Genomic DNA, 14,452 nt, shown 5'->3' on the forward strand with positions numbered 1-14,452 from the left:
GAGATAATGTCGGCTCACCGGTCCAATTGCCGATGAGCCATTACCTGCCCTCCACACAAAAGAACTGACAGGCCCGGGGGCGGCGCTGTTTCTTTGATCGGCGTTGGTTCTTGGGTGCAAAAACCATCGCCGCTCAATCAACCTACTTCAACCTCAACGGCTCCAACAACGCCGCATCATATTCCCCTCTCCCGATCCTCCCCAGCTCCAGCATCCGCAGCAAGATATACGCCTGCCGCTGCCGGGCGCGACGAGGATTCACCACCGGGTTGTTCGCCGAAGGCGCCTTCGGCAATCCAGCCAGCATCGCGCATTCCGCCAGAGTCAGCTCGCCCACCGGCTTGCCAAAATACGTCTCGGCTGCCTCGGCAAAGCCATAGGCCCCTTGCCCAAGGTAGACCTTGTTCATGTAGAGCTCGAGGATCTCGTCCTTGCTCATGGCGTGTTCGATCCGGTAAGCCAGCAGCACCTCATACAGCTTGCGGGTATAGGTCTTCTTGCGCGAGAGGAAGAAATTGCGCGCCACCTGCATGGTGATGGTGGATGCGCCCTGCGACAGCTCATCGGACAGGTTGGCCACGCCGGCGCGGATCACGCCCACATAGTCGATGCCGTCATGCAGGTAGAAGCGGTCGTCCTCGATGGCTACCACCGCCTGGGTCAGCTTGGGGGGTATCTCGCCGATGGGCACGTAGCCGGGCGACTGGCGGAAAGTGGTGAGCGCGTCCAGCGTGGGCAGCTGGCGCTGAGCGACGAGCACGGCGAGCGTGCCGAGCAGGGCCGCGCCCAGGATGAGCAGCAGCACCAGCTTGAGAAAATTCGACCAGAGACGTTCCATGGGCCGTATTGTGCCAGCACCGGCCATGTCCCCGCCCAAGCCGCCGCGCCGGTTCAGCCCGCCGGCAGTGCCACGCCGAGTTCCTTTGCCAGCGTTTCCAGGTTGCGCCAGATCGCAGGGTTCACTTCCAGGTGGGTGGTGGTTAGCGCGCGGTTGGCGGCTTCGAACTCGCCCGGGTATTGCACGTTGTCAAAGCCCGGGGCGGGCGGCGTGTCGTGCAGGTAGTTGACGAAGGCTTCCACCTCCGCGCCTTGCCAGCTCAGCCCCAGGTCCAGTTCCGGGTTCATCAGCACCGCGAACATATTGTTGGTGGCCACGCCGCCGCGCGGGTTCTCCGGCTGGATGGTGCCGCCGCCTGACAGCACGCCCGCGAGCAGTTCGGCCACCACGCCGAGCGCATAGCCCTTGTGGCCGCCAAAGGGCAGCAGCGCGCCCGGCTGTTCGCTGAACATGGCCCCGGCATCGGTGGTGGGGTTGCCGTCGCCATCGATGATGCTGTTCTCCGGCGCGGGCTCGCCTTTCTCGGCCAGCACGCGGGCCTTGTTGATGGCGATGGCGCTGGTGGCGATATCCACCACCAGGGGCGGGCGGCCGTTGGGCATCGGCCCGGCGAAGCACAGCGGGTTGGTGGTCAGCCGCGCGGTGCGCCCGCCGTAGGGGGCCACTACCGGGGAGCGGTTGATCACATTGGTAAAGCTCAGCAGCACGAAGCGCTCCTTGGCCACCATCTCGCCGTAGTGGCCCATGCGGCCCAGGTGGTGCGAGCGGCGCAGCGTGACGATGCAGTGGCCGTGCTGGCGCACGCGCTCGATGGCGGTCTCGATGACGCACTTGCCCACGTGCTGGCCGAAGCCGCCGTTGCCGTCGAACACCAGCAGGCTGTCGCGGTCGAGCACGCATTCGGCGCGGCCCGCCGGGTTGACGTTGCCGGTTGCGAGCGAGCGCTGGTAGTTGGGCAGGATCGACAGGCCATGGCTGGTGTAGCCGCAGCGGTCGGCCTCGACCAGGTGCTCGGCCACGTCGTTGGCGATGTCGGTCGGCACGCCTTGCGCGACGAGCAGGTCGCGGGCGAGCCGGGTGGCGGATTGCAGTGTTATCTTCATGTTCGTTTCTTGTCCCGGTGTGCGCTCAGATCCAGCCCAGCCAGCGCCAGTAGGTAGCGGCGAACAGCAGCATCAGGGCGTAGCCGATCACCGTCACGGGGATGCCGACCTTGGCGAACTGCTTGCCGTTGAAGGTGTCCGTGCCCAGGCAAACCATGTTTTGCGGGGCATTGATCGGCAGGATGAAGCCGAAGCTCACGGTGAAGCCGAGCAGCATCGTCAGGCCGATCTGGTGGATATTGCCCGGCAGCGTCTGCAGCACCGAGATCAGGATCGGCAGCAGCGCCGCGGTGAGCGCGGTGGCGCTGGCAAAGCCGAGGTGGATCAGGATCAGGAAGGCGGCCAGGATGGCGAACACCAGGATCGGGCCTTGCGTGGCAAGCCCGGAGTTGGCCACCACGAACTTGCCCAGCCACTGGCCGGCCTGCGTGGTGAGCAGCGCGGTACCCAGGCTGATGCCCACCCCGAACACGATCAGCGTGCCCCACGGCGTGCGTTGCTGCATGGTCTTCCAGTCCATCACGCCAATGCGCGGCATCATCAGGATCACCAGGCCGACGAAGGTCACGGTGGCGGTGTCGAACTGGTGCAGCTTGCCTTCGGTCGCCCAGAACAGCAGCAGCCCGATGGACACGGCGGCAAGCCGCTTCTGCGGGCCGCTCATCGGGCCCAGCCCGGCGAGTTCCTTTTGCACGGCTTCTTTGCCGCCGGGGATGGCCTCGGTCTCGGCGGGCAACAGGAACCGCACCAGGAAATACAGCACGACCGACATCACGATGGCCCACGGCGCGCCGGCGATCAGCCATTGCAGCCAGGTGATGCGCTCACCCAGCAGCTTGTCCATGAAGCCCACCGTCAGCAGGTTCTGCGCGGCGGCGGTCTGGATGCCGACGTTCCAGATGCTGGTGGCCATGGCCACGGTGATCATGATGCCGGCGGCGATATTGGATTTCTTGTCGACCCCGAAGGCCGCGATCACGCCCATCATGATCGGCACCACACAGGCGCTGCGCGCGGTGGCGCTCGGCACCACCAGCGACAGCGCGATGGTCACCGCGATGCTGCCGATCAGGATGCGCCGCGTGCTGGTGCCGATGGCCGACAGCGTGACCAGCGCGATGCGCCGGTCGAGCCCGGTCACCGTCATCGCCGCCGAGATAAAGAGAGCGGCGGCAACCAGGGCCAGCGCGGTGTTGGAGAACCCTGCCAGCGCCATGCCGAGCGCGCGGGAGGTGCCGTATTGCGTGGCTGGGTCCGCCACCGTGGGCGCGAAGCCGATCAGCGCGGCCATCAGCGCTGTGATCATGATGGCGCTGGCCTCATAGGAGACCGCCTCGGTGATCCACACCACGATGGCAAAGGCGAGGATCGCCAGCATGCGATGTCCCGCCACCGGCAGGTCCGGGGGCAGGGGCAGGGCGAGTATGCCGATCAGTACCAGGACGGCGGCGTAGAGGCCCCATGGCGTGGATTTGCCGGGCGCGGCTTGCGCGGCGGCAGCCACACCGATAGCGGCGGGGGCGGCTTGGGTTGGAGTGCGCGGGTCTGTCATCGCTTTGCCTTTTCTTGTCTTGTTGATCTTGGTTCGACACGGGAAGGCGGACGTCACGCGCGGGCAGATGGCTAGCCTGTGACTGGCAGGGTGGCGGCGTCGTTCGGCGGCGTTCCGTGAAGACCTGGCGGAGGCGGGAGACCGGCTTGCGGCCGGGCTGCCGCGTTCGACATGGGGAAATTATCGTGCCGGCCAACCGTGCCTGTCGAGGGTGGATCCGGGCGCATATGACGCGGATCAAGGAACCGGCTCGCACAGGGAAATTTCGATGCGCCAGGCGGTCAGACTTTCAGATCATTGCGATACAAGTGCTTGATACAAGGGCTTGCGGGCGCTCGCGCAGCGAGTGCAACAACCGGCGGACCCGCACACTGGTGAGCCGCGCGAACGTGATCTGAAAATTCTGGAGTGCATGATGAAGGTTTTAGTGAGAGGGCTACGTGCCGGAGTCGACGCATCCGCGCTGCGCACGGCTCTGGCCGCCTACGTGCGGGTCAAGGACATCGAGCTGATCCGCGAGGGCGACTGTGCGCATCCCTGGGCCTGGGTCGACCTGGATCTCGACGATGTGGACCCGATGAGCGTGTGGAAACTGGTGGCGAAGCTCGATCGCCGTTATATTGCTGGCTGCCATACGCGCTGGCATGTGCCGGCCTATCGCGCGCGCTGAGCCGCCAACACGTGCCGTGCGGTGCGCGCGCCACCGAACGACAAACACAGGGTAGGGACACACGATGCAGGAAAACATGGCCGATGCGCCATCACAAGGTGCCGGCGTGCGGGGCAACGCGGCGCTGGCGCTGGACAATGTGGTCAATCTGCGCGACCTCGGCGGCCTCGCCACGCGCGACGGCCACCGCGTGCGTGGCGGCAAGCTGTTTCGCAGCGGCAATCCGGGCCTGGCCAGCGCGGCGGATATGGAACGGCTGCGCGCATTGCAGCTGGACATGGTGATCGACTTTCGCTCGCCCAGTGAGAAGACCGCCGCGGAAAGCCCCTTTGGCGAGGCCTTCCGATGGGTCGCCACACCGGTGCTCGAAGGCACCATGTCGATGGCCGAGCTGATGCCGCGTTTGCGTGACGGCAGCGCGCAGCAGATGGAAGCCTTCATGCTGGAGGTCTATGGTGACTTTCCACGCAAGTACCAGGCCGCCTTTGGCGGCTTCCTGAAGACTGCGGAGCAGGGCGGCAACCTGCTGTACCACTGCACCGCGGGCAAGGATCGTACCGGCTTTGCCTCGATGCTGCTGCTAGCCGGCCTGGGCGTGGAGCGTGGCATCATCATGGCCAACTACCTGGAATCGAATCACTGGAATCAGGGCTTCAACCAGAAGATGAGCGCCGGCGCGGCGCAGTTCGGCGTCGATCCCGCGGTGATGTGGCCGCTGCTGGCGGTGAAGCCCGCTTACCTGGAAGCTTCGATGCAGGCCATCGAGCAGGACTACGGCGGCATCGATGCCTACCTGGGCGACGTGCTCAAGGTGGACGCCGGACGCTTGCGCCAGGCCTATCTCGTACGCGCTTAGCGATCCTTGCCGCCCAGGAGCACTACGCTCGTGCGTGGTGCTCCATCATGATGCGCGCGGTATTGAGCGCGATCATGCCTTCCTCGTCGGTAGGCAGTACCAGGACCGGCACGCGGCTGTTGTCGCGGCTGATGCGCTGGCGGTTTTCGTTGTTGGCGCCGGCGTCCAGGCTGATGCCAAACAGATCCGCCAGCCGCGCGCAGATCTTCTCGCGCACGGGAGGCGAGTTGGCGCCGATGCCGGCGGTGAACACCAGCGCATCCAGGCCGCCCAGCGTGGCCGCCAGCTTGCCAATTTCCTGCGCCGCGCGGTAGGCGTAGAAATCAATCGCCAGGCGCGCGCGCGGCGCGTCGCTGGCCAGCAGGGCGCGCATGTCGCTGCTGACGCCCGACAGTCCCTTCAGCCCTGACTCCTGGTACAGCATTGTCTCGATATCCTTGGTGCTCATGCCTTGCTGCGACAGCCACAGGATGGCGCCGGCATCGATGGCGCCGCAGCGCGTGCCCATCGGCAGGCCGTCGAGCGCGGTCAGGCCCATGGTGGATTCCACGCTGCGCCCGTCGCGCATGGCGCACAGGCTGGCGCCGTTGCCCAGGTGCGCCACGATCACGCGGCCCTGTGCCAGGTCGGGCGCGATCTGCTGCAGGCGGCGCGCGATGTATTCGTAGGACAGGCCGTGAAAGCCGTAACGGCGGATGCCGCGTTCGAAGTATTCATACGGCAGCGCCAGCAGTTGCGCCAGCGGGTCGTGCCCGGCGTGAAAGGCGGTATCGAAGCAGGCGACCTGCAGCAGCGCCGGCACGGCGGCGCGCACCGCGCGGATCGCCGTGAGGTTGTGCGGCTGGTGCAGCGGCGCAAGCGGGATCAATGCTTCCAGCTTGGTTATGACGTCGTCGTCGATCTTCACGGCAGCGGAGAAATCCGCGCCGCCATGCACCACGCGATGGCCGATCGCCACCGGCGGCGCATCGCGCAGCCCGATGCTGAGCACCAGCCGGATCAGGCGGAAGGCCGCGTCGTGATCGGCCACCTGCGCCACCGGAAAGCGTTCGTCCGCGACAATGCGGCCGTCCGCCATGCTGGCGCTCAGGCGCGGCGACACGCCGATGCCCTCGATCTGCCCGTGCGCGCTGAGCACCGGGTTGATGTCGGCATTGGCGTGCGCGGCCTCGGGCACGGCGTACACCGAGACCTTGACGCTGGAGGAGCCGGCGTTGACGACGAGGATGGTGGGATGGGTGGCGCTCACGCTGGCAAGCCTCCTTGTGACGGTGACGTTGACTGTGACGTTGACTGTGATGGTGGTCGAGACGGCGGAGCGTTCAGACCTTGCTGGACGCCTGGCCAGTGCGGCGCGCATGCGCCAGCAGCACGGCAATCGCGCAACTGCCGATGCGCGCGCGCACGCTGTCGGCGCGGCTGGTGACGATGATGGGCACGCGCGCGCCCAGCACGATGCCGGCGGCTTCGGCGTTGGCCAGGAAGGTGAGCTGCTTGGCCAGCATGTTGCCGGCTTCCAGGTCGGGCACGAGCAGGATGTCGGGATCGCCCGCGACCTCGGAGACGATGCCCTTTGTCACCGCGGCTTCATGGCTGATCGCGTTGTCGAACGCGAGCGGGCCGTCGAGGATGCCGCCTTCGATCTGGCCGCGCCGGCTCATCATGCACAGCGCGGCCGCGTCGATGGTGGAGGGGATCTTGTCGGTCACGGTTTCCACCGCTGAGAGGATGGCCACCTTGGGGCGCTCGATGCCCAGCACGCGCAGCAGATCGATCGCGTTGCGGCAGATGTCCGCCTTGTCGTTGAGCGTGGGAAAGATATTGACGGCGGCGTCGGTGATGAACAGCGGCTTGTGATAGCTCGGCACGTCCATGGCAAACACATGCGAAAGGCGCCGCCCCGTGCGCAGGCCAGTGGTGGACGCGGTGACTTCATGCAGCAGCTCATCGGTGTGCAGGCTGCCCTTCATCAGCAGCTCGGCCTCGCCCGCGCGGACTGCCGCGACGGCGCGCGCGGCGGCGGCATGGCTGTGCGGCACGTCGATCAGCACGCTGTCGCCAAGGTCCAGCGCATTGGCGTCGGCCACCTGGCGGATGCGTGCTTCGGGCCCGATCAGCAGCGGCACGATCAGGCCGAGGCTGGCCGCCTGCAGCGCGCCGCCGAGCGAGGAAGCATCGCAGGGATGCGCCACCGCGGTGGGAATGGCGGGCAAATCCTGGCAGCGCGCCAGCAGGACGGAGTACTTGTCGGGCGTGTGGGTCATCGGCGTTCCGGTGCGACGGGGTTGCGGTGCGACCGCGCGGACATGCTGCGTCGCGCAAAAAACAATGGCCAGTATAGGTGATGTTTCCTTCGGCACGATGACATTGGCGCGCGCCTTGCGCCAGGTCACGCCGGCCGCGGATCCGCCCATGCTGCGGGTTGTCAAGCACGATGCGGGCTGGTAGATTGTGCCGTGCTGCAGGGCAGCAATTCCGTGCGATCGCCTGGAAACGACTGCCTTCAGCGCCACACCGTAGAACGCAGAACGTAGAACGTAGAACGCAGAAGGGGAAGCCGAGTGAATGCACGTGATCCCGCCATCCATGCTGGCAGCGCCGCCGCCGGCATGCCACCGCTTTTGTCCGATGCGTGGTCCTACGCGCATGACGCCTGGCAGCGCGCCATCCTGTTGCTCGACATCCTGCGCGAGCGCGGCAACCAGACCTTCGAGCACGAGCGCGAGGGCATGCCGCCGGTGCTGGTCTTCGAGCACGAGGTGGTGATCGACGCGCGCACGCTGGCGCAACCCGCCAACTACGCGCTGCTGCGCATACTGCCGCCGGCCGGCATCGTCACCGACGACACCAAGCGGCCCTTCGTGGTGATCGATCCGCGCGCCGGGCATGGCCCTGGCATCGGCGGCTTCAAGATCGACAGCGAGATCGGCATCGCGCTGCGCAGCGGCCATCCCTGCTACTTCGTCACCTTTTTTCCGCTGCCTTGCCCGGGCCAGACCATCGAGTGCGTGGCGCGCGCCGAAGCGCTGTTCCTGCTCACCGTGGCCGAGCGCCATCCGCAAGCGCAGGGCAAGCCGTTCGTGATCGGCAACTGCCAGGGCGGCTGGGCGCTGATGATGCTGGCGGCCGCCGCGCCGGAACTGGTCGGCCCCATCCTGCTGGCCGGATCGCCGCTGGCCTACTGGTCGGGCGTGCGCGGGCGCAACCCGATGCGCTACAGCGGCGGGCTGCTGGGCGGCTCGTGGCTGTCGTCCTTTGCTTCGGATCTCGGCAATGGCCGCTTTGACGGGGCCTGGCTGGTGCAGAATTTCGAGCAGCTCAATCCGTCCAACACGTACTGGAAAAAGCTCTACGACGTCTATGCGCAGGTGGATACGGAGCGCGAGCGCTTCCTGGCGTTCGAGCGCTGGTGGGGCGGGCATTTCCTGCTCAACCGCGCCGAGATCGACTGGATCGTGCAGAACCTGTTCGTTGGCAATCACCTCACGGCCGGCGAGGTGCGCAGCGCGGATGGCAGCGTCGCGGTGGACCTGCGCAATGTGCGCTCGCCCATCGTGGTCTTTGCTTCCTGGGGCGACAACATCACGCCGCCGCAGCAGGCGCTGAACTGGATTCCCGATCTCTACGCCAGCGTCGACGAGATCGTCGCCAACGATCAGGTCATCGTCTACTGCCTGCATGAAAAGGTCGGGCATCTCGGCATTTTCGTCTCGGCCGGCGTGGCCAATCGCGAGCATACCGAGCTGTTCTCGGCGCTGGACCTGATCGACGTGCTGCCGCCCGGGCTGTACGAGGCGCGCATCGAAGACATCGCGCCGGGCACCTCGCACCTGGAACTGATCGAAGGCCGCTACCTGGTGCGCTTCGAGCGCAGGACCATCGACGACATCCTCGCGCTGGACGATGGCCGTGACGACGAGCGTGCGTTCGAGGTGGTGCGCCGCGTGGCCGAAGTCAATCAGCGCCTGTACGACACGTTCGCCTCGCCGGCGGTGCAGGCCGCATCCAACGAGCTGAGCGCTTACGCGATGCGGCAGGTGCATCCGGCGCGGCTGGAGCGCTCGCTGGCGTCGGACGCGAATCCGTGGATGGCGTGGATCGCCGCGCTGGCGCCGTCGGTGCGCGAGGCGCGCCAGCCGGTGGCGCCGGACAATCCCTTCGTCACGCTGGAGGGCGCGGTGTCCGACACCATCGTGCGCACGCTCGACGCGTGGCGCGACCAGCGCGATGCCTTCCAGGAACAGCTCTTCGAGGCGTTGTACCAGTCGCCATGGCTGTCCGCGCTGATGGGCTTCTCGCCTGGCGCCGAAAAGCGCGGCCCGCCACCGCTGAGCGCAGCGCTGCGCCAGGAACTGGCCGCGCGGCGCATCCATGAGGCCGAGGCGGGCATCGAGCAGGGTACGCCGCTCGATGCCTTCATGCGCATCCTTTGCTTTGTGGCGGACGAGAACACCAGCATCGAGGAGCGGCCTTTCAACCTGATGCGGCAGATGGCGCGCGAGCACCTGGAGCAGCAGCCGGACATCGCCACCGTCAAGGCCGCGGTCAGGCGGCAGAGCATGATCGTGGGGCTGGACGCCGGGCGGGCCGTGGCCGCGCTGCCGCTGCTGGTGCCGGACAGCGCGCTGCGCCATCGCATCATGATGGCGATCCATCGCATCGTGACCGTGGTGGGGCCGCTCGAAGGCGCCCGCCTGGCGCGCTACCGCGAGGTGGCGCGCGTGCTGGGCACCGATCATACGGTGCGGCAAACTGTGCAGCCCGCCACCGCAGCGCCCGTGGCGCCCGCACCCGTGGAAACGCCGCGCATGGTGCGCGAAGCCGCTTCGCCGGAAGCCAGCGCACGCGTTCGCAAGGCAGGCACGGCGGTGGCCAGCGCGGCCAAGCCCGGCAAGGTCGCCAAGCCGCGCAAGGCGGTCAGGCCTTCGGCGCGGCGTAACGCCAAGACAGGCACCTGAACCAGGCGGGCATAAGCCGGCGCCGTCAGGGCGCGCATTCACGAAGCGAGGGACATCATGGTGCAAGTACCCAACCCCCCATTGCTGGGCGCGCGCGTGCTGGTGGTCGGCGTGGCCAACGCGGAGTCCATCGCGTGGGGCTGCGCGCGGGCCTTCCGCGAGCTTGGCGCTGAACTGGCAATCACCTATCTCAACGAAAAGGCCTACCCGCATGTGGCGCCGCTGGCTGAATCGGTGGGCGCGACGATCCTGATGCCGCTCGACGTGGAGGACGCGGGCCAGGAGCAGGCGCTGTTCGAGCGGATCACCCGGCAATGGGGCCAGCTCGACGTGCTGGTGCACTCGGTGGCCTTCGCGCCCAAGGACGACTTGCAGGGCGGGCTGCTCAATGCGTCGGCGGCCGGCTTCGCGCGCGCCATGGACGTGTCCTGCCATTCCTTCGTGCGCCTGGCGCGGCGCGCGGTGCCGCTGATGCGCGAGGGCGGCAGCCTGTTCGCCATGAGTTACGAGGGCGCCAACCGCGTGGTGCCGAACTACAACCTGATGGGCCCGGTGAAGGCGGCGCTGGAGGCCTCCTGCCGCTACCTGGCGCACGAGCTCGGCCCGAGCGGCATCCGCGTGCACGCCATTTCGCCGGGGCCGCTCAAGACCCGCGCGGCGTCCGGGCTCAAGGATTTCGAGCAATTGCTGGCGGATGCCGCGGGCCGTGCCCCGCTGGGCGAGCTGGTCGACATCATGGATGTCGGTTTTGCCACCGCCTACCTGGCGACGCCCTACGCGCGCCGGATTTCCGGCAACACCGTGTACGTGGACGGCGGCGCGCACATCATGGGCTGACTGCCGCCACGGGCGCAATGCGCGGCCCGCGGCCCACGGCCCGCCTCGGGCCGCCTACAATGAGCTAGACAACGGAGGCACGCGCTGCCCGCCACGTGCGCGCCGCCTCATATCGGGAGCAAGACATGAAGGTACTCATCCGGGGCCTGCACCGCGATGTGACCGAACAGATGCTGCGCGACAAGCTGGCGACCTACGCACCGGTGACGTCCGTGGAACTGATGCGCGAGGGCGATCCGAACCACCCTTGGGCCTGGGTCAACCTGGATATCGATGCTTTCACCGCGTGGCGCCTGCTGCGCCAGCTGGATCGCCAGTACTTCGCCGGCAGCATGATGCGCTGGTATATCCCGGCCCACCAGGGTTGACGCGCTGGCAAGATGAGACCGGGCGTGTGCCGCGCGCCGCCATGCTTTGGCATTAAGATAAGCACCTTCTGCCACTTTGCTGCGCTGCCACGCGGTAGCGCCATTCCCGCATGCTAGAACTCGATGGTGCGATCTGGTTTCGCTCGGGCTCCCAGGACTGGGGCGGGCGCGAACGCATCGCCCTGCTGGCCGCGATCGGCGAGCACGGCTCGATCACCGCCGCCGCCAAGGCGGTCGGGCTGAGCTACAAGGGCGCCTGGGATGCCATCGACGCGATGAACAACAGCGCGGGCGAGCCGCTGGTGGTGCGCGCCGCCGGCGGCAAGGGCGGCGGCGGCACCGTGCTGACCGAGCGCGCCGCCAGCCTGATCCGCACCTACCGCGCGCTTGAGCACGAGCACCGGCTCTTTATCGAACACCTTGCCAGCCTCGGCAACGTCAGCGAGACGGCGCAGGACGATCTTCACCTGATGCGGCGTTTCATGATCAAGACCAGTGCGCGCAACAAGCTCTTCGGCAAGGTGGCCGCGATCCGCGGCGGCGCCGTCAACGACGAGGTCACGCTGTCGCTCGCGGGCGGCCAGCACGTGGTAGCCACCATCACCCACGAAAGCGTGGAGACGCTGGGCCTCGTGCCCGGCGCCGAAGCCTTCGCGCTGATCAAGGCTTCCTCGGTCCTGCTGGGACTGCCTGACCCCGGGCTGCGGCTCTCGGCGCGCAATCAGTTGCCTGGCAAGGTGACCCGTGTGCTGCCGGGTGCCGTCAATGCCGAGGTGGCGCTGGAACTGGATGGCGGCGGCACCGTGGTGGCCGTTGTCACCAACGACAGCGTGAGCGCGCTGGGGCTCGCCGAGGGCAGCCGCGCGCTGGCGATCTTCAAGGCGTCGAGCGTGATCCTGGGCACCATGGGCTGAGCCAGCCTCAGACCGCACGCGCCGAGACGGGCGCGTACACCTGTGGATGCCCCTTCACGGGCGCGGCGCCAAAGATGCGGCCTTCGCGCACTTCCAGCACGTGGTCGCCGAGCGCTTCCACGTCGTCGGGGTCGTGCGAGATCACCAGCATGGGCACTTCCAGGCTGGCCTGCAGCGCGCGCAGCTCGGCGCGCATGCGTACGCGCAGCGCCGGGTCCAGCGCGGAGAACGGCTCGTCCAGCAGCACGATATCGGGCCGCGCTGCCAGCGCGCGCGCCAGCGCGGCGCGTTGCTTCTGGCCGCCGGAGATCTCGCCGGGATAGTTGCCGGTGATCGCGCCAAGGCCAAACGCATCGATCCAGCGCTGCGCTTGCGGGTGGTGCGCGTTGCGGCGCGGGTTGCGCCAGCCCCGCTCCAGCCCGAAGGCGATGTTCTGCGCGACCGTCAGATGCGGGAACAAGGCGTAGTCCTGGAACAGGTACGCCACGCGCCGCTCCTGCGGGCGCACGTTGACATGTGTCTCGCTGTCGAACAGGGTGCGGCCGTTGAGCACGATGCGGCCGCTGTCCGGCGTGAGCAATCCGGCGATGGCGCGCAGCGTCAGGCTCTTGCCCGCGCCGGAGGGGCCAAACAGCGCAATGCGCTTGCTTGCCGAATCGAAGGCGATATCCAGCCCGAACCTGCGGTCGGCGGAACCGAGCTGCTTGCGTACGGTGACTTGCATGGTCATGGCGGCCTACCGGTACATTTTGCGGGTGGGCGGCACCAGCCGCCCGGCGGCCACCAGCAGCACCACGCAGGTGAGGGACGTGACCAGCACCAGCAGGTTGGCGGTGTTGTCGTCGCCGGCCTGCACGGCTTCGTAGATGGCAACCGACAGCGTTTGCGTGCGCCCGGGCAGGTTGCCCGCCACCATCAGCGTGGCGCCGAACTCGCCCAGCGCGCGGGCAAAGGCCAGCAGCACGCCAGCGATGATGCCACGCGAGGCCAGCGGCAGCGTCACGCGAAAGAAGATGCCGGCCTCCGGCGTGCCGAGTACGCGCGCGGCGTCCTCAAGCTGCGAGTCCACCCCTTCGAAGGCGGCGCGGGCCGACTTCAGCACCAGCGGGAAGGCCACGATGGTGGAGGCCAGCACCGCGCCTTGCCAGGTAAAGACCAGTTCGATGCCGAGCCGGCCGAGCCACTCGCCGAACACGCCGCGGCGCCCGACCAGCACCAGCAGGTAGTAGCCGAGCACGGTGGGCGGCAGGACCAGCGGCAGCGTGAGCAGGGCGTCGACCACGTCGCGCGCGGCCGATTGCCAGCGCGACAGTGCAAAGGCCGCGCCCACGCCCAGCACGGCATTGAGCACGGTGGCCCAGCCCGCCACTTTGAGCGACAGCGACAGCGGGACCCAGACAGCTTCCAGGGAGGTCATCAGCATAAACGCTTGCCGGCGGAGCCAGGCAGGCGGCAAGGTGGATTCAGGTTGGCGGCGCGCCCGGGCGCCGGGGCTGGGGGCAAGGATCAGGGATTATGGCTTACGGCTTACGGTTTGAGAAAACCATACCTGGCCAGCACCGCTTGCCCTTCCGGCGAGCTCACGTAGCCGAGGAATGCCGCGGCCTGCTCGGGCTGCCTGGTGTGCGAGGTGATGGCGATCGGATACGTGACCGGCTGGCGCGTCGGCACCCGCAGCGCCACCTTGACCTTGTCCGGCATGATCGCCGCATCGGTGGCGAACACGAAGCCGGCATCGACTTCGCCACGGGCCACGTAATCCAGGCTCTGGCGCACGTTTTGCGCCATCACGCCCTTGGCCGAGACCGCCTCCCACACGCCCGCTCCTTCCAGCGCGCCCTTGGTATAGCGGCCCACCGGCACCGACGCCGGGTTGCCGAAGGCCACGCGCTTGAACTCGGGGCGGGCCAGGTCCTGCAGCTTGCCCACGTCCAGCTTGCTGTCGGCCGGCAGGATCAGCGCGAGCTGGTTGGCGGCGAAATCGCGGCGCGACGCAGGCTGCACCACGCGTTCGGCCACGGCCTTGTTCATTGCGTCCTGGTCGGCCGAGGCAAACACATCGGCCGGCGCGCCGTTGACGATCTGCTGCATCAGCACGTCGGAGGCGCCGAAGTTGAGGATCACCTTGGTCTGGGGGTGCGCGCGTTCGTAGGATTCGGCGAGCGACTTGAATGCATTGGTCAGGCTGGCCGCGGCGGAGACCACCAGGTCCGCGCCAAAGGCGGCCGGGGCGGATAGCGCCAGGGTGGCGGACAGCAGCAGGCCGGCCGCCAGCGAGGCGCGTCGGGCGCCGCGCGGCTGGCGGGACTGGGCAGGCAACGCAGCGGAGGTCTGGAGCATGGGCATGGAGGGGGGG

Annotated in this window: 14 protein-coding genes; 6 read left to right on the forward strand and 8 right to left on the reverse strand. The window is 67.6% G+C overall.

The features are described 5' to 3' along the window. Nucleotides 1-142 precede the first annotated feature (142 nt). Genes AC1RWI_RS35970 through AC1RWI_RS35980 form a run of 3 tightly spaced genes read right to left on the reverse strand, consistent with a single transcriptional unit; the run spans nt 143 to nt 3,493 of the window. Nucleotides 143-838 (reverse strand): transglycosylase domain-containing protein, encoded by a 696-nt coding sequence (locus tag AC1RWI_RS35970; RefSeq protein ID WP_043344204.1) that lies wholly within the window; start codon nt 836-838, stop codon nt 143-145. Nucleotides 839-891: 53 nt separating this feature from the next. Continuing rightward, entirely contained in the window at nt 892-1,941 is a 1,050-nt protein-coding gene (locus tag AC1RWI_RS35975) for an Ldh family oxidoreductase (RefSeq protein WP_492870696.1), read from the reverse strand. A gap of 25 nt (nt 1,942-1,966) precedes the next feature. Continuing rightward, nucleotides 1,967-3,493 carry a DASS family sodium-coupled anion symporter gene (locus AC1RWI_RS35980; RefSeq protein ID WP_043344210.1) on the reverse strand — a complete coding sequence of 509 codons (1,527 nt, stop codon included), beginning with the start codon at nt 3,491-3,493 and terminating at the stop codon, nt 1,967-1,969. Nucleotides 3,494-3,908: 415 nt separating this feature from the next. Here AC1RWI_RS35980 and AC1RWI_RS35985 point away from each other — a divergent pair, with 415 nt between their 5' ends. Both AC1RWI_RS35985 and AC1RWI_RS35990 read left to right on the forward strand, forming a co-directional pair. Beyond that, the gene (locus AC1RWI_RS35985) at nt 3,909-4,163 is read left to right on the forward strand and encodes a hypothetical protein (protein ID WP_043344214.1); all 255 of its coding nucleotides are present in this window, start codon (nt 3,909-3,911) and stop codon (nt 4,161-4,163) included. 64 nt (nt 4,164-4,227) lie between these two features. Continuing rightward, nucleotides 4,228-5,019 (forward strand): tyrosine-protein phosphatase, encoded by a 792-nt coding sequence (locus tag AC1RWI_RS35990; RefSeq protein WP_492870697.1) that lies wholly within the window; start codon nt 4,228-4,230, stop codon nt 5,017-5,019. 22 nt (nt 5,020-5,041) lie between these two features. Here AC1RWI_RS35990 and AC1RWI_RS35995 read toward each other — a convergent pair whose 3' ends face one another. Both AC1RWI_RS35995 and AC1RWI_RS36000 read right to left on the reverse strand, forming a co-directional pair. Then, nucleotides 5,042-6,268 carry an acetate/propionate family kinase gene (locus AC1RWI_RS35995; RefSeq protein WP_043344217.1) on the reverse strand — a complete coding sequence of 409 codons (1,227 nt, stop codon included), beginning with the start codon at nt 6,266-6,268 and terminating at the stop codon, nt 5,042-5,044. Between the two features lie 73 nt (nt 6,269-6,341). Beyond that, nucleotides 6,342-7,283, reverse strand: coding sequence for a phosphate acetyltransferase (locus AC1RWI_RS36000; protein ID WP_492870698.1), 942 nt, complete (start codon nt 7,281-7,283; stop codon nt 6,342-6,344). A gap of 345 nt (nt 7,284-7,628) precedes the next feature. Here AC1RWI_RS36000 and AC1RWI_RS36005 point away from each other — a divergent pair, with 345 nt between their 5' ends. From AC1RWI_RS36005 to AC1RWI_RS36020, 4 genes are all read left to right on the forward strand, one after another. Then, nucleotides 7,629-9,977, forward strand: coding sequence for a DUF3141 domain-containing protein (locus AC1RWI_RS36005; RefSeq protein ID WP_052494746.1), 2,349 nt, complete (start codon nt 7,629-7,631; stop codon nt 9,975-9,977). Nucleotides 9,978-10,034: 57 nt separating this feature from the next. Further along, entirely contained in the window at nt 10,035-10,814 is a 780-nt protein-coding gene (fabI, locus tag AC1RWI_RS36010) for an enoyl-ACP reductase FabI (RefSeq protein WP_043344222.1), read from the forward strand. 125 nt (nt 10,815-10,939) lie between these two features. After that, entirely contained in the window at nt 10,940-11,182 is a 243-nt protein-coding gene (locus AC1RWI_RS36015) for an RNA recognition motif domain-containing protein (RefSeq protein ID WP_043344225.1), read from the forward strand. Nucleotides 11,183-11,292: 110 nt separating this feature from the next. Then, nucleotides 11,293-12,096 carry a TOBE domain-containing protein gene (locus AC1RWI_RS36020; protein WP_043344228.1) on the forward strand — a complete coding sequence of 268 codons (804 nt, stop codon included), beginning with the start codon at nt 11,293-11,295 and terminating at the stop codon, nt 12,094-12,096. 7 nt (nt 12,097-12,103) lie between these two features. Here the strand turns inward: AC1RWI_RS36020 and AC1RWI_RS36025 are convergent, their stop codons facing one another. From AC1RWI_RS36025 to modA, 3 genes are all read right to left on the reverse strand, one after another. Further along, on the reverse strand, nt 12,104-12,826 hold the full coding sequence (locus AC1RWI_RS36025; protein WP_492870699.1) for an ATP-binding cassette domain-containing protein: 723 nt from the start codon (nt 12,824-12,826) through the stop codon (nt 12,104-12,106). Nucleotides 12,827-12,832: 6 nt separating this feature from the next. Beyond that, a complete protein-coding gene (modB, locus tag AC1RWI_RS36030) occupies nt 12,833-13,504 on the reverse strand; it encodes a molybdate ABC transporter permease subunit (protein ID WP_043351326.1) in 672 nt (223 codons plus the stop codon). A gap of 119 nt (nt 13,505-13,623) precedes the next feature. Continuing rightward, nucleotides 13,624-14,436 carry a molybdate ABC transporter substrate-binding protein gene (gene modA, locus AC1RWI_RS36035; RefSeq protein WP_492870700.1) on the reverse strand — a complete coding sequence of 271 codons (813 nt, stop codon included), beginning with the start codon at nt 14,434-14,436 and terminating at the stop codon, nt 13,624-13,626. Nucleotides 14,437-14,452: the final 16 nt, after the last annotated feature.

The organism is Cupriavidus sp. MPR-AND1C (genome assembly GCF_058809705.1).

What these genes read in the sequence shown, in the direction of transcription:
- AC1RWI_RS35970 (WP_043344204.1), bottom strand. Translation starts at nt 838, where the DNA reads ATGGAACGTCTCTGGTCGAATTTTCTCAAGCTGGTGCTGCTGCTCATC.
- AC1RWI_RS35975 (WP_492870696.1), bottom strand. Translation starts at nt 1,941, where the DNA reads ATGAAGATAACACTGCAATCCGCCACCCGGCTCGCCCGCGACCTGCTC.
- AC1RWI_RS35980 (WP_043344210.1), bottom strand. Translation starts at nt 3,493, where the DNA reads ATGACAGACCCGCGCACTCCAACCCAAGCCGCCCCCGCCGCTATCGGT.
- AC1RWI_RS35985 (WP_043344214.1), top strand. Translation starts at nt 3,909, where the DNA reads ATGAAGGTTTTAGTGAGAGGGCTACGTGCCGGAGTCGACGCATCCGCG.
- AC1RWI_RS35990 (WP_492870697.1), top strand. Translation starts at nt 4,228, where the DNA reads ATGCAGGAAAACATGGCCGATGCGCCATCACAAGGTGCCGGCGTGCGG.
- AC1RWI_RS36000 (WP_492870698.1), bottom strand. Translation starts at nt 7,283, where the DNA reads ATGACCCACACGCCCGACAAGTACTCCGTCCTGCTGGCGCGCTGCCAG.
- AC1RWI_RS36005 (WP_052494746.1), top strand. Translation starts at nt 7,629, where the DNA reads ATGCCACCGCTTTTGTCCGATGCGTGGTCCTACGCGCATGACGCCTGG.
- fabI (WP_043344222.1), top strand. Translation starts at nt 10,035, where the DNA reads ATGGTGCAAGTACCCAACCCCCCATTGCTGGGCGCGCGCGTGCTGGTG.
- AC1RWI_RS36015 (WP_043344225.1), top strand. Translation starts at nt 10,940, where the DNA reads ATGAAGGTACTCATCCGGGGCCTGCACCGCGATGTGACCGAACAGATG.
- AC1RWI_RS36020 (WP_043344228.1), top strand. Translation starts at nt 11,293, where the DNA reads ATGCTAGAACTCGATGGTGCGATCTGGTTTCGCTCGGGCTCCCAGGAC.
- AC1RWI_RS36025 (WP_492870699.1), bottom strand. Translation starts at nt 12,826, where the DNA reads ATGACCATGCAAGTCACCGTACGCAAGCAGCTCGGTTCCGCCGACCGC.
- modA (WP_492870700.1), bottom strand. Translation starts at nt 14,436, where the DNA reads ATGCTCCAGACCTCCGCTGCGTTGCCTGCCCAGTCCCGCCAGCCGCGC.